Origin of the sequence: Paraburkholderia piptadeniae (assembly GCF_900007165.1) — a bacterium.
GTDB lineage: Bacteria > Pseudomonadota > Gammaproteobacteria > Burkholderiales > Burkholderiaceae > Paraburkholderia > Paraburkholderia piptadeniae.
Map to the genome: position 1 here is coordinate 1 of NZ_CYGY02000091.1, position 21,110 is coordinate 21,110.

The following is a 21,110-nucleotide window of genomic DNA, read 5'->3' on the forward strand; positions in this document are numbered from 1 at the left end:
TTTAACTCGGGATACTAGCTGGAAGATCAACCAGCGTCAGGCGCAGCTTTAGGTACACAAGGAAATGGTTAAAGGGCTGAACCTTTTAACCTAGAACGATTCGAGCGCTACATGCGAGGTTTCGCAATCGATGAAAGCCTCGTCGAATCATTGACGACTTTCATTGCTGAACGGCGACCGGCTCGGAACCGTGCTCCTCGCAGTCATCCGTCGATTGATCGGCGACGGGTGCCGAATACGCACCAATGGCTCGTCGTTCGTAATCGTCGAGTTGAAGAAGCAGGCTGTCGAGAGCGCAAAGCTGGACTTTCGTAACCGCGGGTGCGTCGAGCAGTGCGTGCAAACGCTTGCGCCAGTAGTCCGGCGAAAGGATGGGGCCGCCCAGATCGCCCAGCAGCGCCGGCCACATGACGCGCGAAATATGTGCAATTTCCTGATCGATCAGTCGGTTCATGCTGTCCCCCGGCAAGGTCCGGACAAGGCCAAAGTTTGCTTACATCTGATTATTTACTCTAGCCGCATTTTAGCCAGTCACTGCCTATAAAAACAAATAGGGTTTGACGCGATGTCGCGCGGAAAAACGACGTGCATGCGTTCACGCGCACGCATGCGCGTGGCCTGAGAATTCGGGCGGACAGAACGATGTTCGGGCGTCATTGCGATGACGCGACAAGGAGGAGAGGCAGAACAGACCGCGCGCGAACCGCGACGACGCTTACGCAGCAACAAGTGAAGAAGGGAAAGGACGCGCGCTCAGAAGATAAGGCTACGTATCGTCATCATGCGGTTCAGGCGCGCGCGGCACCGAACCGCACAGGGAAGTCAGCACGACGCTGATCAGAATCAGCGCGAGTATAAACAACCAGTACTCCGTCCACGAAAAGGTGAAGGCCAGCACTGCAGCCTCCTTCCGCTCCCGTCGTCAGTGATCCGATCAATGGTGAAGCAGGCTTCGTATGGGATGCCGCCAGTCCATCCGCCTGTGGTGCTCTTCGTCGTGCAACGCCTGGCGATGCTCCTGCCAAAGCTCGTCGGAAAACAGAAAGGCGGCGATGAGAAGCGGCACGATGAGAAACGCGCCCAGAATCAGATGCTCGATCACAGTGTCCTCCAGATCGATGGAACAGCGACGATTTCATTGTAGGCGTGTTGTGCGCCGCTGCGTGTGATCCACCGCGCACACCATGTGCGCGCTTCTCGCCGCGCAAGATGCGCGCCCGCTCATCGCTTTTGCGCATCCGGCAACGGTCAGGCAGTCGCCTTTTTCCACGCAGCCGCCAGCAGTCCTGCGCCGATCAGCAGCGTTCCGCCCGTACAGTTGACGCCTCGTTGCACACGCGGACTGCGAATCGCGCGCCGCGCCGCCGATGCGAGCAGCGCATACCCGAGCGCATTCAACGTCGCGATCGCGACGAAGGTGGCTTCGAAAATCGCGATCTGGGACCAGGTGGCAACCTGCGTATCGATGAACTGCGGAACGAAGGCCACGAAGAATACGATGCTCTTTGGATTGAGCGCCGTCACCGCGTACGCGTGCGCGAAGATGCGGCCCGTGCGCGTTTCCCCGGCGGGCGAAGCATCGCCGGTCGAGACGGGTGCGCGCCAAAGCTTGATGCCGAGGTAAATCAGGTACGCCGCGCCAACCCATTTGAGCGCCGTGAAGAGCGTCGCCGACGCAGCGAGAACGACGCCGAGTCCGAGCATCGACGCAGTCATCGATGTCAGATCGCCCAGTGCGACACCCGCCGTCGTGACCAACGCGTAACGCCGGCCGTGGCCGAGCGCATAAGAAATTACCAACAGCACGGTAGGCCCAGGAATCGCGACGAGGATCGCGGACGCGATAGCGAAGGGAAGCCAGTGAGCGAGTGTCATGAAAAATCTCCTGTGAGGCGGTCGATTTATCCACGAACGTCGCGTCTGCACAAGCCGCCATTTGTATTTGCCTGCACGTGCGTCCGAAGAGCGGAACGCACTCAGGCATCCTTTTTATTCTGTGTCCGCTTCAATCTGCTCCGACATTTGATGAGTTAGACGAATGACTTTGTGTGCAACGCATCAACATGCAAAATGCCTTATCGCAAATCGCTTAAAACCGTTTAAGCGTAAACGCGAATCCCGCCTGCAAAGGGTTATCCAGAGACGATTTGCGCTCGCCATTTCAATCGGCGATCCGCCGGATATGTGCCTCATAGCGGCATTCGGGCAGCGTTCAGACAGCCGTGCGATCACTGCGACAATTCGCCGCTGTTGCGAGCGCACACAAAATGTGCTTGCCGTTCAAGACAGTCCTCCTACATTTTTAGTTGCGCGTCTTTTCCGGCAGTTAAACACATAGCTAACCGAGCAGTAACCCGCACGGAGGTAACCATGAAAAAGCGAGTCGCCATTCTTTTCGCATTGACGGGTTTAATCGCGGCAGCAGGTGCGCAGGCACAGGATGTCTTGATCAAGCCCCTGCAAACGGTGCAATTCAAGGCGAATGCGTATGGCTGCCTGTCGAAGGATAAGCTCGACGCCGTCACCCAGCACGCACAGGCAGGCGAGCAGCAGCAAATGCAGGAGTTCTTCTCGGGTTATCAATGCATCTCGACGCCGGAGAATTCGGATTTCCGGGTCGTTCGCGTAGTCGGCCATGACGTCGAATTCGTGAATGCCGGCAATAGCGACACTCAGGGTCTTTGGACTAACGACCGCTTTATCAAGCAATAGGCCTTTAAAGTTGGATTTCACCCGACATTGATTGTCGGGTGATTACAGACATCTGAACGAAAGAACTTCTTTCGGGATTCAGCATGGCCAGACTTTTGTCTGGCCATTTCCATTTTCTCACCGCTTTCAGCCCGCTTTCGGCTCTCTGCCGGTCCCGCCCATTCCGCGCAAAGCCTTCTATTTCTCCGTTCCAGGCCGTCGCGAGCGCGCTGGCGTGCCTCATCAGGCTGTCATACCGTCCCAGCATATTCGGTATCATCACGCTCCCACCCTGTCGTAGGACGCATTGCCCACGCGACGGCTCAATGGCACGCGGGTTCGGCACACATGTTGCTGCTTTCGAAGTGAAGCGAAAGCAGGGTGGTTGACGCAACAAGGGCTCGCAGTTCGGCCCCGCGGCAACCGGCAGTGTGTTCAACGGCGAGACGCGCGAACCGAGGCGTGACCGCTGCAAGGCTGGGAACGATCATGGCAAGGTACGCAGACTCCCTATTCACTATCCGGTCCGCTTTCGCCGGACCAGGTTACAGCATGGCTCTGAAATCGACAATTTATAAGGCTGAACTCCAGATCGCCGACATGGACCGGCACTACTACGCCGATCATTCGCTGACGATCGCCCTCCACCCGTCGGAAACCAACGAGCGGATGATGGTCCGCGTGGCCGCGTTCGCGCTGTTTGCGCAGGAACGCCTCGAATTCTGCAAGGGCCTGTCGGATATCGACGAACCCGATCTGTGGGCCAAGGACCTGACAGGCGCTGTCGACACCTGGATCGACGTCGGACAGCCTGACGAGCGTCGGATCGCCAAGGCGAGCAGTCGTGCAAACGAAGTGATCGTGATCGCATACGGCGGCAAAACTTCGGACATCTGGTGGCAGGGCGTGCGCAACAAGGTCGAGCGTCTGCGGAACGTGACGGTGTGGTCATTGGGCGAAAACGTCGCGCCCGCGCTCGCCGCGCTGGCCGAACGGACGATGCGCCTGCAATGCACCGTGCAGGACCACGCCGCGTGGCTCGGCAGCGAAACCGCCGATGCCGTGCCGATTGAATGGACGGTTCTCAAGGCCGCCGCCGACGCGCGCCCCGCAGCGCACGGCGGACGCTGAGCCAATCAGCCGCTTTGTGTACCTAAAAATCGCGCCTTCGGCTCATGCCGCCCGATCTGGCGGCCCTTTAAGTTCAACCATGTTGCCCTCGGGATCGAACAGATACAGCGACGGACCATAACCATCCGCACCATAGCGCGTCGCCTGCTCGCCGATCCGGACATTTTGGTCGGTCAGCCAGGCCTTAAGCGTATCGGCGTCGAACGGCTCCACGCGCAGGCAGACGTGATCCATATTTCTTCCCACGCCGGGCACGCCGCTTTCCGGCCTGTCGATACGCCCGCCGACCTGCAACAGGTCAATCAACGAGCGTCCCGCCCGAAGCTGGATCAAGCCAAGGTCGCTCTGTTCCTTCTCCAGTTCGCAGCCCAGCACCTCACGGTAGAAGCGCGTCATCACCTCCAGATTGGCGGCGCGGATGACGACGTGATCAATATCGAGAATCTGGAATTTCATGGCACTGCGTCCCGTTGCTGGAGTTCGTGTTGAAGAAACCAGTTTAGAAGGAAACGCGCGCAAGGGCTGAGGATGGGGCGGCTCTTCCTGCCCCAGAACGGGACCAGAAGCCCAAAAACTGCGGACGAAAAAAAAGCCCGCTCGATTGGAGCGGGCTGAATCCATATCAGGAGGAGACATGGAGGAGACAGAAATCACTATACACGCCGGCTTGATGCGACGCAATAATTTTTTAAGGGAAAACCCCGATTTTTTCACCAGCGCGTTTTGTCCCGAAATTTGGGAATCCACCGGCCGGCCGCAGCTGACCGCGCTAGCCAAATGACAGAGCAAGAACCGGAGCGTAGTGTGTGAGCTTGCTCGCTACAGTGGTAAGCATCGAAACCGTCCCTCGGGGCAAACGATGAACACAGCCTTCTCCAAAGCCGCTCCCGCCGCATTCGCCACTGACGACGAACGCTGGGCGGCCGTTCTGAACCGCGACGTGTCCGCCGACGGCGCCTTCTTCTATGGCGTCCGGACGACGGGCGTGTTCTGCCGTCCGTCGTGCGCGTCGCGGCTGCCGCGGCGGGACAACGTCGACTTTTTCGGCTCGACCGACGAAGCGCGCGCCGCCGGCTATCGCGAATGCAAGCGCTGTCAGCCGGGCGGCCTGCCGCGCGAACTCGATATCGTCAATCGCGCGTGCGCCGCGCTCGACGCCGATCCGCAGCAGCGACTCACGCTCGCGCAGCTGAGCGAGGCCGTGCACGTCAGCCCGTTTCACTTGCAGCGGCTCTTCAAGCGCGTAGTTGGTGTGTCGCCACGCCAGTATCAGGCGGCGCAACGCGGGGCCGCGCTGCGCGACGCGTTGCAGCGCGGCGCGGACGTCACGCGCGCGACCGTCGACGCGGGTTTCGGCTCGCCATCGCGCATGTACGATACGGCGGCAGCCGAGCTCGGCATGGCGCCGTCCGAATATCGGCGCAAGGGTGCCGGACTGCGCGTCCACTACGCCAGCGCGCCGACTTCGCTCGGCCTCGTGCTGGTCGCGACGACCGACAAGGGTATCTGCAAGATCGCCTTTGGCGACGATGAAGGGCCGCTCGTGGACGGCTTGCGCGAGGAATTCGCGAGCGCGGAACTGATCGCGGACCCTGCGCGGCTCGCGCCGTTCATCGAGCAGATCGATGCGTACTTGCGCGGCAGGCGTCAGCGCTTCGATCTCCCGCTCGACATCGCCGCGACTGCCTTCCAGCAGCGCGTGTGGGAAGCGCTGCGACGCATTCCCTACGGCGAAACGCGCAGCTACTCGCAGATCGCAGAAGCGGTGGGCTCGCCGCGCGCAGTGCGGGCCGTCGCGAGCGCCTGTGCGTCGAATCCCGTCGCGCTCGCGATACCATGCCACCGCGTCGTGCAGAAAGGCGGCGCACTGGCGGGCTACCGCTGGGGCGTCGCGCGCAAGGCGATGCTGCTCGACGCGGAAGCGCACCACGAAGCGAAAGCCGACGACGAAGCCACCCAACCCATCGCCGACATGGATCACGCCGCTTGAGCACCACGCCGCCGGCCACCGTCACGCTAGAACTGCCGTTCAAGGCGCCGTACGACTGGCCGCGCATTCTGCGCTTTTTCGCGGGCCGCGCGACGCCCGGCGTCGAAGCAGTCGAAGACGGCGTATGGCGCCGCGCGATCGACTGGAACGGCGACAGCGGCACACTTGCCGTGCACAAGCATCCGAAGCGGCGCTGCATCGTCGCCACGATCGACGGCGCCGCGAGCCGTCACGCCCAGGCGCTCGCCGCACCGATCGCGCGCATGTTCGACCTGCATGCCGATCCGAAGACAATCGGCGCGAGCCTTTCTGACGATCCGTGGCTTGCGCCGCTCGTCGATGCGGTGCCGGGGCTGCGCGTACCCGGCGCGTGGTCCGCGTTCGAGCTCGTCGTGCGGGCGATCGTCGGCCAGCAGGTCAGCGTGAAGGCCGCAACGACGATCATCGGACGAATCGTTCAACGCGCCGGCGAGCGCATCGAAGACCACCCGCACGAAACGACCGCCTGGCGCTTCCCGACACCCGCCGCGCTCGCCGCCGTCGACCTTTCTCAAATCGGCATGCCCGGCAAGCGCATCGAAGCGCTGCAGGGCTTTGCGCGCGCAGTCTCGTCGGGAGAAGTGCCCGTCGACAGCGTCGGCAGCGCGTCGGTCGATGTCTCGCGTCTGCGCGCGTCGCTGCTCGCGCTGCCGGGCATCGGTCCGTGGACGGTCGAATACGTCGCGATGCGCGCGTGGCGTGACGCCGACGCGTGGCCCGCGTGGGATCTCGTGCTGATGCAGGCCATCGCCGCGCGCGACCCGGCGCTCGTCCGCCCCAACCAGCAGCGCGCGCGCACCGACGCATGGCGGCCATGGCGCTCGTATGCGGCGATGCATCTGTGGAACGAAGTCGCCGATCGCGCGGGTGCGGCACGCGGCGGGTAGCGGCCTTCCGCACACTTGTGCGGATACCGTCGATCGACGTTGTGCCCCTGCGCGGCGTAGAGTGAAAGACGCGGACCGGACATCGCTGACAAGCGTGGTCATGTGTCGCGCGCGAGCGCGGCAAGCTGCCCGAAATGGCCCGCAAGCAGCCGTTCTGGCGAGATGTTAAAGTGCCCGCTACCGAAAATTCCGCCGAACGTTGTCGACCGCGCCGAGCAGCACCGTGCGGCGCATGGCGGCCGACGATGTTCGACCCGCATCAATGCCAAACACGACACTCTCCCGCGCGACCGACGCGCTGTTGCACCGCCTGTCCGTGCTGACATCCGGCCCGCAGCGCGATGCGCTGACGACCGGTTTGCGCGGCATCGAAAAGGAAAGCTTGCGCGTGACGCAAGACGGCCGTCTCGCGATGACGCCGCATCCGCGCACGCTCGGCTCGGCACTCGCACACCCCTCGCTGACAACGGACTATTCGGAAGCGCTGCTCGAGCTGATCACGCCGGCCGAGCATGATGCTTCGACCACGCTCGAGCGTCTCGACACGCTGCATCGCTTCGTCTATTCGGCGATCGGCGACGAACTGCTGTGGAACAACTCGATGCCGGGCTTGCTGCCCGAGGACGACGAGATTCCCATTGCGCGCTACGGCACGTCGAACATCGGCAGGCTGAAGTACGTGTACCGCGTCGGCCTAGCGCTGCGCTATGGGCGCACAATGCAATGCATCGCGGGCGTCCACTACAACTATTCGTTGAACGAAGAAGTGTGGCGGCTCCTTCGCGCCGACCAGCAGTCGACGGCAAACGCGGTCGATTTCCAGTCAGAGCGCTATCTCGCGCTGATCCGCAATTTCCGGCGCACGAGCTGGCTCTTGATGTATCTGTTCGGCGCGTCGCCGGCGCTCGACGCGCGCTTCCTGCGCGGCCGTCCGCACACGCTCGAAACGTTCGACGCCGACACGCTCTATCGTCCATACGCGACGAGCCTGCGCATGAGCGACCTCGGCTATTCGAATACGACCGCGCAAGCCGCGCTGCACGCCGACTACGACACGCTGCCCGGCTATCTCGATGCACTCGCGAAAGCCGTCAGCCAGCCGTATCCGCCGTACGAGGCAATCGGCACGCAGCGCGACGGCGAATGGGTGCAGATCAACACCAACGTGCTTCAGATCGAAAACGAGTTCTACTCGACGATCCGTCCGAAGCGCGTCACGTATTCGGGCGAGCGTCCGTTGCATGCACTCGCCGCGCGAGGCGTGCAGTACGTCGAGGTGCGCTGCATGGACATCGATCCGTTCGAGCCGACGGGCATCTCGCTCGAGACGGCGCGTTTTCTCGACGCGTACCTGCTTGTCTGCGCGCTCGACGACAGCGCGCCGCTGCCGCCGCCGGCATACACGGAAGCGAACCAGAACTTCGGCCGCGTGACGATGGAAGGGCGCAAGCCGGGACTCGAACTGATCCGCGATGGGCAACCCATCAAGATGCTCGATTGGGCCGATGAACTGCTCGCGCAGATCGATCATGCAGCCGCCGTGCTCGATCGGATTCGCGGCGACGACAGTCACGCGCGCTCGGTCGCCGTGCAACGCGCGAAGCTCGCGGACGCGTCGCTGACGCCGTCGGCCCGCGTGCTGCAGATCATGCGCGACAAACAGCAAAGCTTTCTCGCATTCGGCCTCGCTCAAAGCGTCGCGCACGCGGAGTATTTCCGCGCGCGTCCGCTGGGCCCGGCGCAAGCGCAGGAGTTCGCCGCGTTGGCCGTCGAATCGCTGGTCCAACAGCAGAAGCTCGAGCGCGATGAAGTCGGTTCGTTCGATGCGTTCGTCGCGGCGTATCGTGCTTACACGCTGAATCGCTTCAGCGTGTAAGCGCAAAGGCCGCTGGCGTCTGAGACTGAGTCGCGCAGCAAAAAGGGCAGCCTCGCGCTGCCTTTTTTATCGCTGCTTCAAATCCCGTGTGGGCCAGAAATTGCTGCGCGTGGATGTTGCGCCGCCTCAATGGCGAGCGGCTCGCGCGCTGCATGCTCGCCTGATGAAACATGCCGCCGTGGCTGCGGTCCAACTTTCATAACGCAGCGCTTTAGTGCTCGGCCATACAAATGGGAGGAAGTCCGTTATGAGAAAAAGTCTGATGGCCGTGCTCTGCGCGCTGGCCGCTGGCTGTTCGACGCAAGGGCAAGTCAATCCCGATGTGATGCAGATCGCGACCGCGCCGCTGACCTGCACGAGCAAAGCCCAGTGCGACACCTGGTGGCAGCGCGCGCACTCGTGGGTCACGACGAATTCCCGTTATGAGGTCGCGGCCGCAACGGATTCGCTGATCCAGACGACGGGCCCTGAGGGCGGCAAGCGCGCGCTCGCCTTCGAGATCACGAAGACGCCGAACAATGACGGCACGTCGACGATCGGATTCGCCGCGCATTGCGACAGTTCGCTCGGATGCAAGCCGAATCCTTGGGAGGCCGGCGCCGATTTCAAGCAGTTTGTACGGGGAAGCTCGCCGACTGCGGCGAAGGCATCCACGCCATCGACATCAGGCCAGGCAACCGGAACGTCAGGCCAGTCGACATCGTCACCGACGGGTGAAGCCATTTCACAGTAGGATCAATCGCCAGCATTCGTTGTTTCTTTAAGACTTCTCCGATTGGTGTCGAGGCTCACGAAACCTATCGTCTCGTGACCTCAAATTTCTCAGCGAGAAGTCTTATGTTCTTTCGTATGTTGACGGCGATTGCGTGTGCCGCAGGTATCGCAGGCTGCACGTCGTACTCAGGCCCCACCCACAATACCGATATCGTGACCCTGGCAAACGGCACTCAGGCGTATCGCGTCCAATGTCTTGGTCTGCTGGAAACGTCCAAGACTTGTATGGCGGAAGTCAAGCGCATTTGCGGCGACAAGCCGGCTATGCGCGTCGCCTCGGTGGAACGGATGCCTGCGGATCTCACGCCGGATAACGACCCGCGTGAGATCACGTTCCAATGCGTGACGGCCGTCGTCGAGCAGCCCGTTCAGTCGAAGCCGGCCCCCGCAGTCGCTCCCGTTGTCGCACCCATTGCTGCTCCCGTTCACGCGCCGGCCCGCAAGGTGACGCTGCAGGGCGATACGAACTTCGCCGTCGGCAGCGCAACGCTGACGCCCGCCGCAACGGCAAAACTCGACGATTTCGCCGCGTCGAACCGCGGCGTCGATATCGAACGCCTGACGATCGCCGGCTACACTGACTCCACCGGCTCGGCCGAACTGAACAATCGTCTGTCGGCGGCGCGCGCCCGCTCCGTGCAGAGCTATCTCGCGACGGCCGGCATGCGTGCTTCGAAGTGGGACGTGCAGGGCTACGGCGCCGCATCGCCCGTCGCGCTGAACACGACCGCAGTCGGACGCACGAGGAACCGTCGAGTCGAGATTCAGGTCGACGGCAAGTAATCGCTCTCTCGCAGTGAAGTATCGGGAGCGATCAAGCTTCTGTTCCAACGGCGGCGTCAATGGCCCATTGACGCCGCCGCGCCTTTTTGCGGCTTCGTAACCCACACCAGACACGCGAGCACGATGAAACACGCGAACGAAATGCGGAAGAAATCGTTGGTCGCCATCATGTAGCCCTGCTGCGTGACGATTTCGTTCAGTTGCGCGGTCACGGCCTGCCCCTTAAGACCCAACGATGTCAGCAGATCGCTATAAGACGTCGTATTCGCCGAATAGGCGCTCACTGATTCCGACAGCACCGCGTGATGATAGATCGCGTCGTTTTCCCAATACGTCGTGCTGATCGCCGTACCGATTGCGCCCGACAAGGTCCGCAGAAAATTCGATAACCCTGAGGCGCTCGCCAGACGCTCATCTGTGATGCTCGACAGCGTGATCGTCGTCATCGGCACGAAGAAGCACGCAACGCCTATGCCCTGCACGAGGCGCGGCAGAATCACCTGATTGAACGGCGCATCGAGCGTGAAGGTCGAGTTCCACAGCGACACGAACGCGAACACGATGAACGCGAAGCTCGCAACGATTCGCAGATTCAGCCGATGCATGTTGCGCCCGATCATCGGCGACAACACGAGCGCGAGCAGGCCGACAGGCGCCGTCGCAAGCCCGGCGAGGCCCGCCGTGTAGCCCATCACCGTCTGCAGCCAGAGCGGAAAGATCACCACCGAGCCGAAGAACGCCATGAAGCCGAACGAGATGATCAGCGCGCCGAGTGCGAAATTGCGGTCCTTGAAAAGCGTCAGGTCGACAACCGGCTCTTTCTCCGTCATCTCCCACACGAGCATGAAGGCAAGCGACGTCACCGCGATGATCGCGAGCGCGACGATGAACGTCGAGTTGAACCAGTCGCGGTCCTTGCCGAGGTCGAGCACCATCTGCAGACACGCGACGCCGATCACGAGCAGGCCAAGGCCGATGCCGTCGATGCGCTGCTTCGTCGTCGGCGTTTCGCGCCCGCGCAGCAGCACGAACGCGCACGCTGCCGAAAACAGACCAATCGGCAGATTGATGTAGAAGATCCACGGCCACGTGTAGTTGTCGGTGATCCAGCCGCCCATCACAGGGCCGAAGATCGGCGCGACGATCACCGTCATCGCCCACAAGCCAAGTGCAAGGCCGCGTTTTTCGAGCGGGTACGAACGCATGAGAATCGTCTGCGACAACGGCACCATCGGCCCAGACACAAGCCCCTGGATCAGACGGAATGCGATCAATGATTCGAAGTTCCGAGCAAAGCCACAGGCGGCGGACGCCAGCGTAAACAGCAGCACCGACAGCGTGAACAGCCGCACTTCGCCGACGCGGCGCGCGAGCCAGCCCGTCAGCGGCACAGCGATCGCCGACGCCACCGAATACGACGAAATGACCCACGTGCCCTCGCTGGTCGCAACGCCGAGGCTGCCGGAAATCGTCGGCACGGCGACATTGGCGATCGACGTGTCGAGCACTTCCATGAACGTGCCCAACGCGAGGCCCACTGTGAGCAGCGCCAACGTGCCGCCGGCAAGCGGGGCAGGGGCGGGTGCAGCAGGGTTGCCAGGCACGGACGCGCCGGGTGGCGCGGCGTCGGACGCGGGCGCGTCGGGGGATGCCGGCAATTCAGCCGTCGCGTCGTCGGAAGCGGAAGCCGATGCGCTCATTCGCTATTCTCCCAGTCGCGGCAGAAGAACTTGCCGCGGCATGTAAATGCGGTCTGCATATGGCCACACTTACATGTCCCGACACTCTCTGCCCAGACAGCTATATCTCCAAAACAAAGCCGCGCGAGGCGTGGCCACTCACACGTCGTCGCTCGAAGCGGACGATCCGTGTTCTTCTTCCTCATGTTCGCTGCCAGCGCCACATCCTCCGGCGCCGCTTCCTCCGTCGATGCCGTTGGCAATGAAACGGCTCAACAGATTGATCAACGTCGACAGATCCGCTTCGGAAAAACCGCGCAATTGTTCATTGAGCACGGCCGCGCCGATCCCCGGCAATTGCGACGCCGCGTGAAGGCCTTGCGGCGTGAGTTCCAGCTTCACGATGCGCCGGTCCTTGTCGCTGCGCGAGCGCGCGATCAGCCCTTTCTTTTCCAGGCGATCGAGCATCCGCGTCATCGACCCGCTGTCGTACGACATGGCCCGCGACAGCTCGAACGGCGTCGTCGCGCGGCCGCAGGAAAGCAGCACGATCACGCCGATCTGCTGCGTCGTCAGCCCGAGGTGCGCGACCGCCCGATCGGTGCGGTCGACCAGCACGTTCCGCGCTTTGGTCAGGTAATAACCGAGACTCGACTCGAGGTGAATCGACTCCGGCTGATACGGGCCGTCTGTCATAAGAGTTCTGATGAAAACCGCAGGCCGAATACGCACCGCGTGGACTTCGGGGATTCTATCTGCCCAGGCAGTGAAGTCAAACGCGTGGCACGGCTGACAAGAAACGCAATCCCAAAAAACAACACAAGACCATGCTGCGGAGCACAGTATCTTGAAAGATAATTGCATAGTCAATATTATGACAGGCAACGAGTTACGCGATCCGCGTCATCGGAGACCATGTTCTGACCGCACTTGCGTGCGCCTTCCTTTGCCGGCGCACAGAGGATTCCCGCGATGCCGTACCTGAAAAACACCCTCGGCGGCTGGAGCCGCTCATTGACCGAATCCGCGTTACAAACGCTTCAAGGGGCCAACCGCTGGTGGAAAGTGGCCCTGTACGCGGTGATCTTCGTTCTGCCGGGTGGGTCTCTTGGGGTATTGCTCTTCGCGTGGATCGAACGCCGGCGCTCGCGCAAGGCCAGCGCGCAGACCGCGCAGGCCGTAAGGCCCGTCGCGCGGCTAGCCGCTCCGCTCAAAGCCCGTTCCACGGGTAGCCGGCAGACGATCGCGCCCGCCGCAACGCTCTGTCAGGCGCGTCCCGATGCGCCGCCTTGTCGCGCCGCCGCGGGCAAACAGGCGCGGCAGACAACGGCTGATCCGAGGGTCTAAACTCCCTTCTTGTTTGTTCCTCGACCCAGGCCGCCGCGACAGGCGGCCTTCATGTTGCTACGCACGGCGCGCCTTCCCGTAACGGCGCGTAACCGTCGACTCACCGTCCGTAACACACGTTAAGCGCGTGCCGCATTACTCTTCTGTTTTCGTCGCAGGCGCCGCGTAAGCTACCATTCGAGCCATCGCGCAGACGCGCCAGCTATCGCGCGGGCGGCCGCTCCGCGACAGTCTCGGCGCGTCGCGCCATCCGAATCGACAGGAATTCATTTGCATGCAGTTTGATCGAACTTCGCGCGCCCGCGCCGCAGTCGCGAACGTCGCGCGGCCACGCGTCCTGAGCGCGGCCGTCGCCGTTGCGCTGACGGCCGCGCTTGCCGGCTGCGCCGTCGGTCCCGACTACAAACGGCCGTCCGCCGACGTTCCCGCTTCGTACAAGGAAGCCGCCGACGGCTGGAAAGTCGCGCAGCCCGCCGACCAGCAAGATCGCGGCACATGGTGGAGCATCTACAACGATCCGCAGCTGAACTCGCTCGAAGACAAGCTCAACGCGTCGAACCAGAGCATCGCGCAGTTCGCCGCCGCGTACCGGCAGGCGCGCGCGCTCGTCGGCGAAGCGCGTGCCGCGTATTTCCCCATAATCAGCGCGTCGGGAGACGCCACGCGTTCGCGCTCGCCGAGCCGCAACTTCAGCGGCTCCGTGACGGGCGGGGGCGGCGGCACGACGTCATCGCTGAGCAGCTCGGGCTCGATCAGCAACAGTTACAACCTGTCGCTCGACGCCACCTGGGAACCGGACCTCTGGGGCAAGGTGAGCCGCACCGTCGCCGCACAAAAGGCCGGCCAGCAAAGCGCAGCCGCCGATTTGGCGAATGCACGCCTTTCCGCGCAGGCAACCCTCGCGCAAACCTACTTCAATATCCGTTCGCTCGACGCGCAGCAAAAGCTGCTCGATGACACAGTCGCAGCTTATCAACGCTCGCTCACGCTCACGCAGAACCGCTATGCGCAAGGCGTCGCCGCGCGCTCGGATGTGATTCAGGCGCAAACGCAGCTGCAATCGGCGCAAGCCGCGGCCATCGACAACGGCGTCGCGCGCGCGCAGAACGAGCACGCGATCGCCGTGCTGGTCGGCGAACCGGCTTCGACCTTCTCGCTGCCGCCTGCGCCCCTCGACGCCGTGCCGCCCGCCGTGCCGGCGCAGTTGCCGTCAGCGCTGCTCGAACGACGGCCGGATATCGCGTCGGCGGAACGCAAGGCCGCGGCGGCGAATGAGCAGATCGGCGTCGCGATTTCTGCGTTCTTCCCGACGCTCACGCTATCCGCGAGCGGCGGCTTCGAAAGCTCAGTGTTCTCGCAACTGCTGACGGCGCCTTCGCGCTTCTGGACGCTCGGCCCGCAACTGGCAGCGACAATTTTCGATGCAGGCCTGCGCAGCGCCCAGACTCAGGCGGCGCGCGCCACGTACGACCAGGACGTCGCCACGTATCGGCTGACGGTGCTGACGGCGTTCCAGGACGTCGAGGACAACCTCGCATCGCAGCGCATCCTCGAGCGGGAAATCACGGTTCAGCAGGCCGCCGTGCAGTCCGCGCAACAGGCGCTCGACATCGTCACGAATCAGTACAAGTCCGGCACCGTCGGTTATCTGAACGTGCTGAGCGCACAAACCACCGCGTTCACGGCCGAGCAGAAGCTCGCGAGTATCGCGGGTCAGCGGATGGTGTCGTCGGTGGGTCTCGTCAAGGCGCTGGGCGGCGGTTGGGATGCATCGCAGGTGGACCGCGAGACGGGCAGCGTCGCGGCGCCCGCGCCGGCATCGGCGCCCGCTGCGCCCGCCACGCCTGTTGCAAAAGCGGCCACGGCCGGTTGAACTTCACGCTGAGCCTCGCTTACGCACGACTCGAACGAAGCGCAAAAGCAAACGGCCGCCATGCGCGAACATGGCGGCCGTTGTGCTTGTGATCGTCTGTGACCCGCGCGAAGGTCAGTGAGTGAAAGTCAGCGCGACCTGTCCGGGGCCCGTCGGGCGTCCGAGCACGTTCAGCAATCCGGCAAGATTGTCGGCGGCATCGGGCGTCGCGCTCGCCTGGCCGTTGAACGACGTCGAGGCTTCGCTGAGCGTGCCATGACCCGTCAGCAGCAACGGTCCCTTCGATGTCGTCAGGTCGAGCGTGCCCGCCGCGCCCTGGGCCTGGAACACGACCCGATATGAACCTAGCGGCTTCACGCGCGAGACGCGTGAGCTCATGTCGTTCAGCGTGACGATCAACTGGCCGTAGGCCTGCCGGTTGAAGCTGCGCCAGTCGGTCCATGTGAGGCGCACGTCACCTTGCAGATCGAGCGTGTTGAAGGGCGCGCCGAGCCCTGCGAGCAGCGAAGCCGGCACGGCAATCGTGCCGCCCGAAAGCGTCGCGCTGCGCAGCGTCGCGTCGACGGTGACCGGGTCGGGCATTGCTTCGCTTTGCCGCATCTGCATGCGCACGCGGCCCGTGAAGAGTGGCCAGAACGACGTATGCCATTCGATGCGCCCCGGCAGCAGCGTCGCCGCTTCGGCGCCGGGCCCGGCCGCGAGCATCAGCGAAGCCGAGCCGTGCCACAACGACCCCGACGGATCGATCAGATTCACATGCCCTTGCGTGGCCTTCGAGAACTGCGGCGTGATCCACGCGGCAGGCGCCATCACGAGCACAACGACCAGATTCGCGATAAGCGCGACAACGATCCAGGGCAGCGCGACGCGCAAGCGCCGCATCCAGACATTCATGCGTGGTCCCGTGGCAGCGTCGTCATTTGATCGTCGCCGGTTGCAGCGATGCCGTCAGGTCCACCTGGCCGTCCGCCTTCAGCCCCGTCACGTGCGCTTCGGACACCTGCACCTTGAACTGCCTGCGCACATCGTCGAGCCACTGCGTCCAGGACGGAAACGACGCGTTCTTCAGCTGGATCTGCACTGCGTTGCCGAGCACCTGGACCTGCGTCGGCGCGAGACCGTGATCGTTCAGGGAAGCCGTCAGCGCATCCTTTAGCGCGCCGCCCGTCGGCGCGGCGCCCTGGGCGGCCGCCGACAGCGTGCGCGCCTCGTTCGCCTGCGCCGTCATCTGCGAGAGCTGGCGCTGCAGGCTGGGAATCGATTCGCGCAGCCGCGCACGGCCTTCCTGCGCGGGCGCCCACAGCACCGACCATACGATCACGACGGCCAGCATCGCGCTGCCCCACGTCAAAAGTCCTTTCTCGCGCGCTGTGCGACCTTCCCAGAAGCCGGCCCACGCATTCAAGAGTTCTGCTTTCATTGTCCGTTCCTGATGGTCCACTTGCCGGTGTTACTGTCGATCGCGCCGTTCAGGCCATTGCGCGTCAGACGCTGCGTGAAGTCCGCATCGACTTTCACTTCGGGCTTGAACGTCACCTCGAGCCGCCGGTCGTGATAGTCGAGCGCCGCAAGTCCATTGACGGGCACAGGCCCGAGCGAGCGCGCGAGGCCGTCGGCGAGCGACAGGAAATCATCCGGCGACAGTTCGCCCGCCGCGACACGCAGTTGCTGCAACTGGCGCGCCATTTGGTCCGGCGCGTCGAGCACGACCGTGGTCTTCGGGAACGTGTTGAGCAGCAATTCCGCCATCTGCGCGTTGACCGCGTCGCGTTGGCGCGAGAGCATCAGCCACTGCACGTTCGCGCCGATGATCGCGACGAGCACGGTCCCCGCCAGCAGCCACAGCGGCAGGCGCAGACGGCGCAGCGTCGCGCGATCGAGCCGCCACGGCTGCACCGCAAACTCGAACTGGCAGAGATCGAAGCGGCACTGGATCGCGTTGCGCGCGAGCGTCTCGAACGACAGCGGCAACGCGCCGGTAATCGGCGAGCCATGGCCGGGCTGCGCGGTCGACGACAGGCGCGGCTCGCTGCCGGGCAGATCGACGAGCGTATAGAGCGTGACGGGCGCGTTGCCCGCGAGCGCCGCGACCGTCGCGTTGACAGCCGATTCGGGCAAGGCGAGCCCTTCGCCGAGCGGACCGCGCGTGAGCGCGAGTTCGACGCGCGGCGGCGCCGCATCGACGACGGCTTCTTCACCGAGCACCGCGACCGTCGACGACACCACGTTGCCCAGCACCGCCGCGACGACGGGCGTGATGTTGTCGGCCGCTGGTTCTTCGCGCGAATGCGAGGAATCGGCACCGTCGGCGCCGGTGGCAACGGTTTCTTCCGCATGCACTTCCGGCGCGGGCGCAGCGGCCGTAACCGTGGCAGGCTGCGGCAGACAGCGCGCGACAGGCACCGCCTTCACATTGCGGTGGCCCGCCGCCATAAAGCCTTCAACGATAAAGCGAAACCAGCCGCGATCGACGATCGCGAGCACGTGACGATTGCCGTCGAGCGCCTGCGGGTCGAGCGCGATATGCGTGGTCTGCGGGTCCTGGATCAGCTGGTCCTCGACGACGTTCGGCAGCGCCTGACGCAGGCGCGGGCCCTTGAGCGGCGGGACGGTGGCGGCGAGCATCAGGCAGTCGCGCGCGCCGATCATCAGCACTGTCGACGACGCGCGCGGCAGCAGCCCCGGCGCCGAGCGGCCGGCGCGCTGGATATGGCCCGACTTGTCGAGCAGCAGGAACGGCAGGTCGGGCAGTTGCCATTCCTGCGACGGCACCGCCGGATCACGCGGCGGCAAAAGAACGATCAGCGTGCTCAAAGGCCACTCTCTCGGGAAATTGCAATGTTCATAGCTGGTCTCGTCCCCATACGATACGCGTCGTGTGCGTGAGCGCGTCGCGGTAGATGAGGGTGGTGCGGTCGACTTCGGCGCGTTCGTGCTCGACGCGGCCGTGGACGAGGAAGTAACTGGTGTTCACGTCCATCTGGTTCGGATCGAACACGAGTTGCTGGGCGCCCGTGCCGCGCACCGCCAGCTGCACATCGCCGACGTTGCGAAAGAACACGGTCTCGCGCCGCGCGACCAAAGCTTGTGCGCTCGACAGGCTCATCCCGGGCACGATGGCCGCGATCACCTCGGCGGGCGCCGTATTCATGTTGACGGCCGTAGCCGTCGGCAGCACGGTCACGAACGGGCGCAGCCGCGCGATCATCTCGGGCGTGAAGCCCGGCACGTCGAGCAGCGAATCGACGCCCGTCATCTGGATCGGCGCGACGGGCGCATTCTCGTCGGTATCTTCGAGGCCCGGCTGATCGGTGTAGTTGCCGCCGCCGACCGCGCCGCCCTGCAGCGTCGTCTGCGGGCTCTGCTGCGAGGCGCCCGTCAACGGATTGGTCGGCGTCTGGAACCGCGTCGCCGACATCCGCAACCCCGCGCGCAACTGGAGCGCCGTGGTCTTCGCGAGCTGGCCGTTGATGCTGAGCAGTTGCAGCAGCCGCTGGAACGCCTGGACCTGCTGGATGTTCAGCGTCAGCGCGCCGGGCACGGCCGTCGACACGAGATTGCGCAGATTGAATTTAGCCTGGGCGTCCTCGATCGAGCCGGAGACATACGTCGCCGCGCCTTCCTGTGCGCGCACCTCACCGATCTGCCCGAGAAAGTCGGACAGGCGCGTGCGCGCAATGGGCACGCCCCACACGCCGCCGAGGTACGTGATGCCCGCCGACGTATCGCCCTCGGAACGCAGAATGAGGCGCGTCCAGTCGAGCGCGCCACGCGACACCCACTGCGCCTGCGCGAGCAGCCGCTGGTTTTCGATGCGCCGGATCTGCACCTGCTGCCGCCAGAGCATGCCGGCCACGAGAATCGCCGACAGCGCGACGACGAGCAGCGCGCTGATGATGGCAGCGCCGCGCTGGCCGCTGCGTTGACGAGAGGGCAAGACGACACGGCGAGCACGCATATCACTCCCCCACAAGAAAAACCCGGACGACAGGCCGCGCCAACGAACTGGCCCCGACACTCACCTCGAGCCCCGTCACGGAGCGGGGCAACGGCGCATTGCCCAGCTGCGGAACCTTGAGGTTATTGTCGTTCTCGGTGATCGCCGACTGCACGTCTTTCATCTGCATCGTCCAGCCGACTTTCGGTACATACAACCTTGCCGTGATCGCGCCGACGCCACCCATCAGCGGCACGGAACTCCAGTTTTCGTTCTCGCCGCCGCCCAGCGCGCGGCGCACCTCGCCGACATTCGACAGCGGCGGCGACGCATAACGGATGATGCGTCCGCTGGTGATCCGGTAGCGCACGACCACGAGCCGCGGCGCCGTGCCCGGCGTGTGCATGTAGCGCACGATCTGCAGCGCATTGCCGTTCACGGCGACGGCCGGCTCGCCCGCCTCGTCGTCCGATGCGGCGTTGCGCGCGTCGATGCGCATCTGGTCGAACAGCTGCGCGAACACGCGCTCGTCTTCCATCGCGTTGGTGATCGTCTGCCGCCCGCGGATGATCTGGTCGAGTCCGCGCCACGACAGCACCGCGATCACGGCGAGAATCGCAATCGCGACGAGCAGCTCGATCAGCGTGAAGCCGCCCGCCGTCTTCGTGAGCAGCAGCGAACGGCGCACACGCGCGACGCCGGACCTAGAGCGAACGGTTCGTTTCATTCCCGATCACCGTTACCAGCTGTGCGAGATTGCCTGGATGTCCGGGCGTTGTCACCGAAAGCTCGACGCGCCGGAATATCGGGTTCGGCGTCGCGCTCACGTGTTCCGTGCAGATCAGCTGCAGGTTGCCCTGCGAGCAGTCGAAGCTCTGCGTACCGACGTCGGGCCACGTATGCGCCAGATGCAGCTGCGCGAGCGCATTGTCCGCACTCCAGCCGGCCAGCAGGCGCTGGTGCAGGTCCGCTTCGCCCGTCGCGAGACTGCCGACTGCGCGCAGCGATGCCGCCAGCGCCACCGCGATGATCGCCAGTGCGACCAGCACCTCGATCATCGTGAAGCCTTCGACAAGGGCGTTAATTGCAGCGCCGCGCGAACGGCGCACACGAAGCGCGCGCATCATCAGCGCACCTCGTAACGGCCGTTGCCGGTGCCGACGATCGTCGCGCGGCCGACGGGGGAAAACAGCGTCACCTGCACGGGCGTATCGATGCTCTCGGTGCCGAACACGATGCGCTCGGAATGCGTGTCGGAACCCGGATAGTCGATCGCCACGCCTGTCACGCCGCCTTCCCACTGGCGCGGCCCGAGCAGGTCGTCGTCACGCAGCGGACGCCAGCCGTCGCGCGTGTGGATATCGAAACGAAAGCCGCCTTCGACGGGCAGCCATGCGATCGGCCGCGCGCGCACCTGCGCTTCGTCGCCCGCCGATTCGAACAGCAGCGCCAGACGCTGCGCCTCTTCGTTCAGATCGGTGCGCGGATTGCGGTTCATCGTCAGCGCCGTGAGCGACACCAGCAGCCCCGCGATCACCAGCACCACAAGCATTTCGAGCAGCGTGAAGCCGCGCTGCCGCCTGTGCGAAATTGCGCGCGACGCATGCCCGTGAGCGATCACGTGCAATGCGTGCCCGTGCGTGCCGTCAGCGCGGTTAGCGCTGATGGCCACACGTGATGATGATGCCCAAAGCGTGCAGTCGGACGGTCGCATGGTGCCGGTAACAATCAACATCAAAGAAGCAAATTACGCCTACTGCCACGAGCCGATGTCGGCATCGTTGCCTTCGCCGCCTGGCTTGCCGTCCGCGCCGTAGCTGAACACGTCGATCTCGCCATGGACGCCCGGATTCAGGTACTGGTACGTATTGCCCCACGGATCGTTCGGCAGACGCTCGAGATAGCCGCCCTCCTTCCAGTTGTTCGGGATCGGGTCCGTGGTCGGCTTCTCGATCAGCGCGCGCAGGCCCTGCTCCTGGGTCGGATAGCGGCCGTTGTCGAGACGATAGAGCTTGAGCGACTGCATGATGGTGCCGATGTCCTGCTTCGCGGCCACGCGGCGCGCTTCGTCCGGACGGCTCATGATCTTCGGCACGATCAGCG

24 protein-coding genes are annotated in these 21,110 nt (G+C 63.9%); 9 read left to right on the forward strand and 15 right to left on the reverse strand.

Translation table 11 applies throughout. The features are described 5' to 3' along the window. Positions 1–160: 160 nt before the first annotated feature. The 4 genes from BN2476_RS37940 to BN2476_RS37945 form a co-directional block, all read right to left on the reverse strand. On the reverse strand, positions 161–454 hold the full coding sequence (locus BN2476_RS37940) for a hypothetical protein (protein ID WP_087739330.1): 294 nt from the start codon (positions 452–454) through the stop codon (positions 161–163). A gap of 312 nt (positions 455–766) precedes the next feature. After that, complete coding sequence (locus BN2476_RS49410) at positions 767–898, reverse strand: hypothetical protein (protein WP_268958005.1); 132 nt, start codon at positions 896–898, stop codon at positions 767–769. 36 nt (positions 899–934) lie between these two features. After that, positions 935–1,102: a hypothetical protein gene (locus tag BN2476_RS47355; RefSeq protein WP_162849289.1), complete on the reverse strand. Its 168-nt coding sequence runs from the start codon at positions 1,100–1,102 to the stop codon at positions 935–937. Between the two features lie 146 nt (positions 1,103–1,248). Then, a complete protein-coding gene (locus tag BN2476_RS37945) occupies positions 1,249–1,875 on the reverse strand; it encodes a LysE family translocator (RefSeq protein ID WP_087739331.1) in 627 nt (208 codons plus the stop codon). Positions 1,876–2,370: 495 nt separating this feature from the next. Here BN2476_RS37945 and sap1 point away from each other — a divergent pair, with 495 nt between their 5' ends. Together sap1 and BN2476_RS37960 are read left to right on the forward strand one after the other, a co-directional pair. Beyond that, complete coding sequence (sap1, locus tag BN2476_RS37950) at positions 2,371–2,712, forward strand: surface attachment protein Sap1 (protein ID WP_087739332.1); 342 nt, start codon at positions 2,371–2,373, stop codon at positions 2,710–2,712. A gap of 531 nt (positions 2,713–3,243) precedes the next feature. After that, complete coding sequence (locus BN2476_RS37960; protein ID WP_087739334.1) at positions 3,244–3,822, forward strand: YaeQ family protein; 579 nt, start codon at positions 3,244–3,246, stop codon at positions 3,820–3,822. Positions 3,823–3,864: 42 nt separating this feature from the next. Here the strand turns inward: BN2476_RS37960 and BN2476_RS37965 are convergent, their stop codons facing one another. After that, on the reverse strand, positions 3,865–4,278 hold the full coding sequence (locus BN2476_RS37965) for a VOC family protein (RefSeq protein WP_087739335.1): 414 nt from the start codon (positions 4,276–4,278) through the stop codon (positions 3,865–3,867). A 403-nt stretch (positions 4,279–4,681) separates the two neighbouring features. On the opposite strand from BN2476_RS37965, the gene ada reads away from it, so the two are divergent. The 5 genes from ada to BN2476_RS37990 all read left to right on the forward strand — a co-directional run bounded on the left by ada (position 4,682) and on the right by BN2476_RS37990 (position 10,171). After that, a complete protein-coding gene (gene ada / locus BN2476_RS37970) occupies positions 4,682–5,812 on the forward strand; it encodes a bifunctional DNA-binding transcriptional regulator/O6-methylguanine-DNA methyltransferase Ada (protein WP_087739336.1) in 1,131 nt (376 codons plus the stop codon). Beyond that, on the forward strand, positions 5,809–6,738 hold the full coding sequence (locus BN2476_RS37975; RefSeq protein WP_087739337.1) for a DNA-3-methyladenine glycosylase family protein: 930 nt from the start codon (positions 5,809–5,811) through the stop codon (positions 6,736–6,738). Before ada ends, BN2476_RS37975 begins: the two co-directional genes overlap by 4 nt. A 262-nt stretch (positions 6,739–7,000) precedes the next feature. Then, complete coding sequence (gene gshA, locus BN2476_RS37980; RefSeq protein WP_087739338.1) at positions 7,001–8,614, forward strand: glutamate--cysteine ligase; 1,614 nt, start codon at positions 7,001–7,003, stop codon at positions 8,612–8,614. 247 nt (positions 8,615–8,861) lie between these two features. Beyond that, positions 8,862–9,347: a hypothetical protein gene (locus tag BN2476_RS37985; RefSeq protein WP_087739339.1), complete on the forward strand. Its 486-nt coding sequence runs from the start codon at positions 8,862–8,864 to the stop codon at positions 9,345–9,347. A gap of 266 nt (positions 9,348–9,613) precedes the next feature. Further along, positions 9,614–10,171 (forward strand): OmpA family protein, encoded by a 558-nt coding sequence (locus tag BN2476_RS37990; RefSeq protein ID WP_235851140.1) that lies wholly within the window; start codon positions 9,614–9,616, stop codon positions 10,169–10,171. Positions 10,172–10,227: 56 nt separating this feature from the next. Here BN2476_RS37990 and BN2476_RS37995 read toward each other — a convergent pair whose 3' ends face one another. Together BN2476_RS37995 and BN2476_RS38000 are read right to left on the reverse strand one after the other, a co-directional pair. Beyond that, positions 10,228–11,871, reverse strand: a complete 1,644-nt coding sequence (locus tag BN2476_RS37995) for a DHA2 family efflux MFS transporter permease subunit (RefSeq protein ID WP_087739341.1) — start codon at positions 11,869–11,871, stop codon at positions 10,228–10,230. Positions 11,872–12,009: 138 nt separating this feature from the next. Next, on the reverse strand, positions 12,010–12,546 hold the full coding sequence (locus BN2476_RS38000) for a MarR family winged helix-turn-helix transcriptional regulator (RefSeq protein ID WP_087739342.1): 537 nt from the start codon (positions 12,544–12,546) through the stop codon (positions 12,010–12,012). Positions 12,547–12,822: 276 nt separating this feature from the next. Between BN2476_RS38000 and BN2476_RS38005 the strand changes: the two genes are divergently transcribed. Beyond that, complete coding sequence (locus BN2476_RS38005; RefSeq protein ID WP_087739343.1) at positions 12,823–13,197, forward strand: hypothetical protein; 375 nt, start codon at positions 12,823–12,825, stop codon at positions 13,195–13,197. 274 nt (positions 13,198–13,471) lie between these two features. Next, positions 13,472–15,070, forward strand: a complete 1,599-nt coding sequence (locus BN2476_RS38010; RefSeq protein WP_087739344.1) for an efflux transporter outer membrane subunit — start codon at positions 13,472–13,474, stop codon at positions 15,068–15,070. A gap of 114 nt (positions 15,071–15,184) precedes the next feature. Here the strand turns inward: BN2476_RS38010 and BN2476_RS38015 are convergent, their stop codons facing one another. From BN2476_RS38015 to gspG, 8 genes are all read right to left on the reverse strand, one after another. Then, positions 15,185–15,964, reverse strand: coding sequence for a type II secretion system protein N (locus tag BN2476_RS38015; protein ID WP_087739345.1), 780 nt, complete (start codon positions 15,962–15,964; stop codon positions 15,185–15,187). A gap of 22 nt (positions 15,965–15,986) precedes the next feature. Beyond that, positions 15,987–16,490 (reverse strand): type II secretion system protein M, encoded by a 504-nt coding sequence (locus BN2476_RS38020; RefSeq protein ID WP_087739346.1) that lies wholly within the window; start codon positions 16,488–16,490, stop codon positions 15,987–15,989. Beyond that, positions 16,487–17,884 carry a type II secretion system protein GspL gene (gene gspL, locus BN2476_RS38025; protein WP_087739347.1) on the reverse strand — a complete coding sequence of 466 codons (1,398 nt, stop codon included), beginning with the start codon at positions 17,882–17,884 and terminating at the stop codon, positions 16,487–16,489. Before gspL ends, BN2476_RS38020 begins: the two co-directional genes overlap by 4 nt. A 28-nt stretch (positions 17,885–17,912) precedes the next feature. Further along, positions 17,913–19,028 (reverse strand): type II secretion system minor pseudopilin GspK, encoded by a 1,116-nt coding sequence (gene gspK / locus BN2476_RS38030; RefSeq protein ID WP_087739348.1) that lies wholly within the window; start codon positions 19,026–19,028, stop codon positions 17,913–17,915. A gap of 1 nt (position 19,029) precedes the next feature. Then, positions 19,030–19,734: a PulJ/GspJ family protein gene (locus tag BN2476_RS38035; protein WP_087739349.1), complete on the reverse strand. Its 705-nt coding sequence runs from the start codon at positions 19,732–19,734 to the stop codon at positions 19,030–19,032. Next, positions 19,712–20,134: a type II secretion system minor pseudopilin GspI gene (gene gspI / locus BN2476_RS38040; protein ID WP_087739350.1), complete on the reverse strand. Its 423-nt coding sequence runs from the start codon at positions 20,132–20,134 to the stop codon at positions 19,712–19,714. Before gspI ends, BN2476_RS38035 begins: the two co-directional genes overlap by 23 nt. Further along, a complete protein-coding gene (locus tag BN2476_RS38045) occupies positions 20,134–20,679 on the reverse strand; it encodes a GspH/FimT family pseudopilin (RefSeq protein ID WP_438942934.1) in 546 nt (181 codons plus the stop codon). Before BN2476_RS38045 ends, gspI begins: the two co-directional genes overlap by 1 nt. 81 nt (positions 20,680–20,760) lie before the next feature. Continuing rightward, positions 20,761–21,110: type II secretion system major pseudopilin GspG (gene gspG, locus BN2476_RS38050; protein ID WP_087739351.1), on the reverse strand; the 350-nt coding region annotated here is incomplete at its 5' end.

Excerpts from the sequence above, each read along its gene's own strand:
- BN2476_RS37940 (WP_087739330.1), bottom strand. The coding sequence starts at position 454 with ATGAACCGACTGATCGATCAGGAAATTGCACATATTTCGCGCGTCATG.
- BN2476_RS37945 (WP_087739331.1), bottom strand. The coding sequence starts at position 1,875 with ATGACACTCGCTCACTGGCTTCCCTTCGCTATCGCGTCCGCGATCCTC.
- sap1 (WP_087739332.1), top strand. The coding sequence starts at position 2,371 with ATGAAAAAGCGAGTCGCCATTCTTTTCGCATTGACGGGTTTAATCGCG.
- BN2476_RS37960 (WP_087739334.1), top strand. The coding sequence starts at position 3,244 with ATGGCTCTGAAATCGACAATTTATAAGGCTGAACTCCAGATCGCCGAC.
- BN2476_RS37965 (WP_087739335.1), bottom strand. The coding sequence starts at position 4,278 with ATGAAATTCCAGATTCTCGATATTGATCACGTCGTCATCCGCGCCGCC.
- ada (WP_087739336.1), top strand. The coding sequence starts at position 4,682 with ATGAACACAGCCTTCTCCAAAGCCGCTCCCGCCGCATTCGCCACTGAC.
- gshA (WP_087739338.1), top strand. The coding sequence starts at position 7,001 with ATGCCAAACACGACACTCTCCCGCGCGACCGACGCGCTGTTGCACCGC.
- BN2476_RS37985 (WP_087739339.1), top strand. The coding sequence starts at position 8,862 with ATGAGAAAAAGTCTGATGGCCGTGCTCTGCGCGCTGGCCGCTGGCTGT.
- BN2476_RS37990 (WP_235851140.1), top strand. The coding sequence starts at position 9,614 with ATGGCGGAAGTCAAGCGCATTTGCGGCGACAAGCCGGCTATGCGCGTC.
- BN2476_RS37995 (WP_087739341.1), bottom strand. The coding sequence starts at position 11,871 with ATGAGCGCATCGGCTTCCGCTTCCGACGACGCGACGGCTGAATTGCCG.
- BN2476_RS38000 (WP_087739342.1), bottom strand. The coding sequence starts at position 12,546 with ATGACAGACGGCCCGTATCAGCCGGAGTCGATTCACCTCGAGTCGAGT.
- BN2476_RS38005 (WP_087739343.1), top strand. The coding sequence starts at position 12,823 with ATGCCGTACCTGAAAAACACCCTCGGCGGCTGGAGCCGCTCATTGACC.
- BN2476_RS38010 (WP_087739344.1), top strand. The coding sequence starts at position 13,472 with ATGCAGTTTGATCGAACTTCGCGCGCCCGCGCCGCAGTCGCGAACGTC.
- BN2476_RS38015 (WP_087739345.1), bottom strand. The coding sequence starts at position 15,964 with ATGAATGTCTGGATGCGGCGCTTGCGCGTCGCGCTGCCCTGGATCGTT.
- BN2476_RS38020 (WP_087739346.1), bottom strand. The coding sequence starts at position 16,490 with ATGAAAGCAGAACTCTTGAATGCGTGGGCCGGCTTCTGGGAAGGTCGC.
- gspK (WP_087739348.1), bottom strand. The coding sequence starts at position 19,028 with ATGCGTGCTCGCCGTGTCGTCTTGCCCTCTCGTCAACGCAGCGGCCAG.
- BN2476_RS38035 (WP_087739349.1), bottom strand. The coding sequence starts at position 19,734 with ATGAAACGAACCGTTCGCTCTAGGTCCGGCGTCGCGCGTGTGCGCCGT.
- gspI (WP_087739350.1), bottom strand. The coding sequence starts at position 20,134 with ATGATGCGCGCGCTTCGTGTGCGCCGTTCGCGCGGCGCTGCAATTAAC.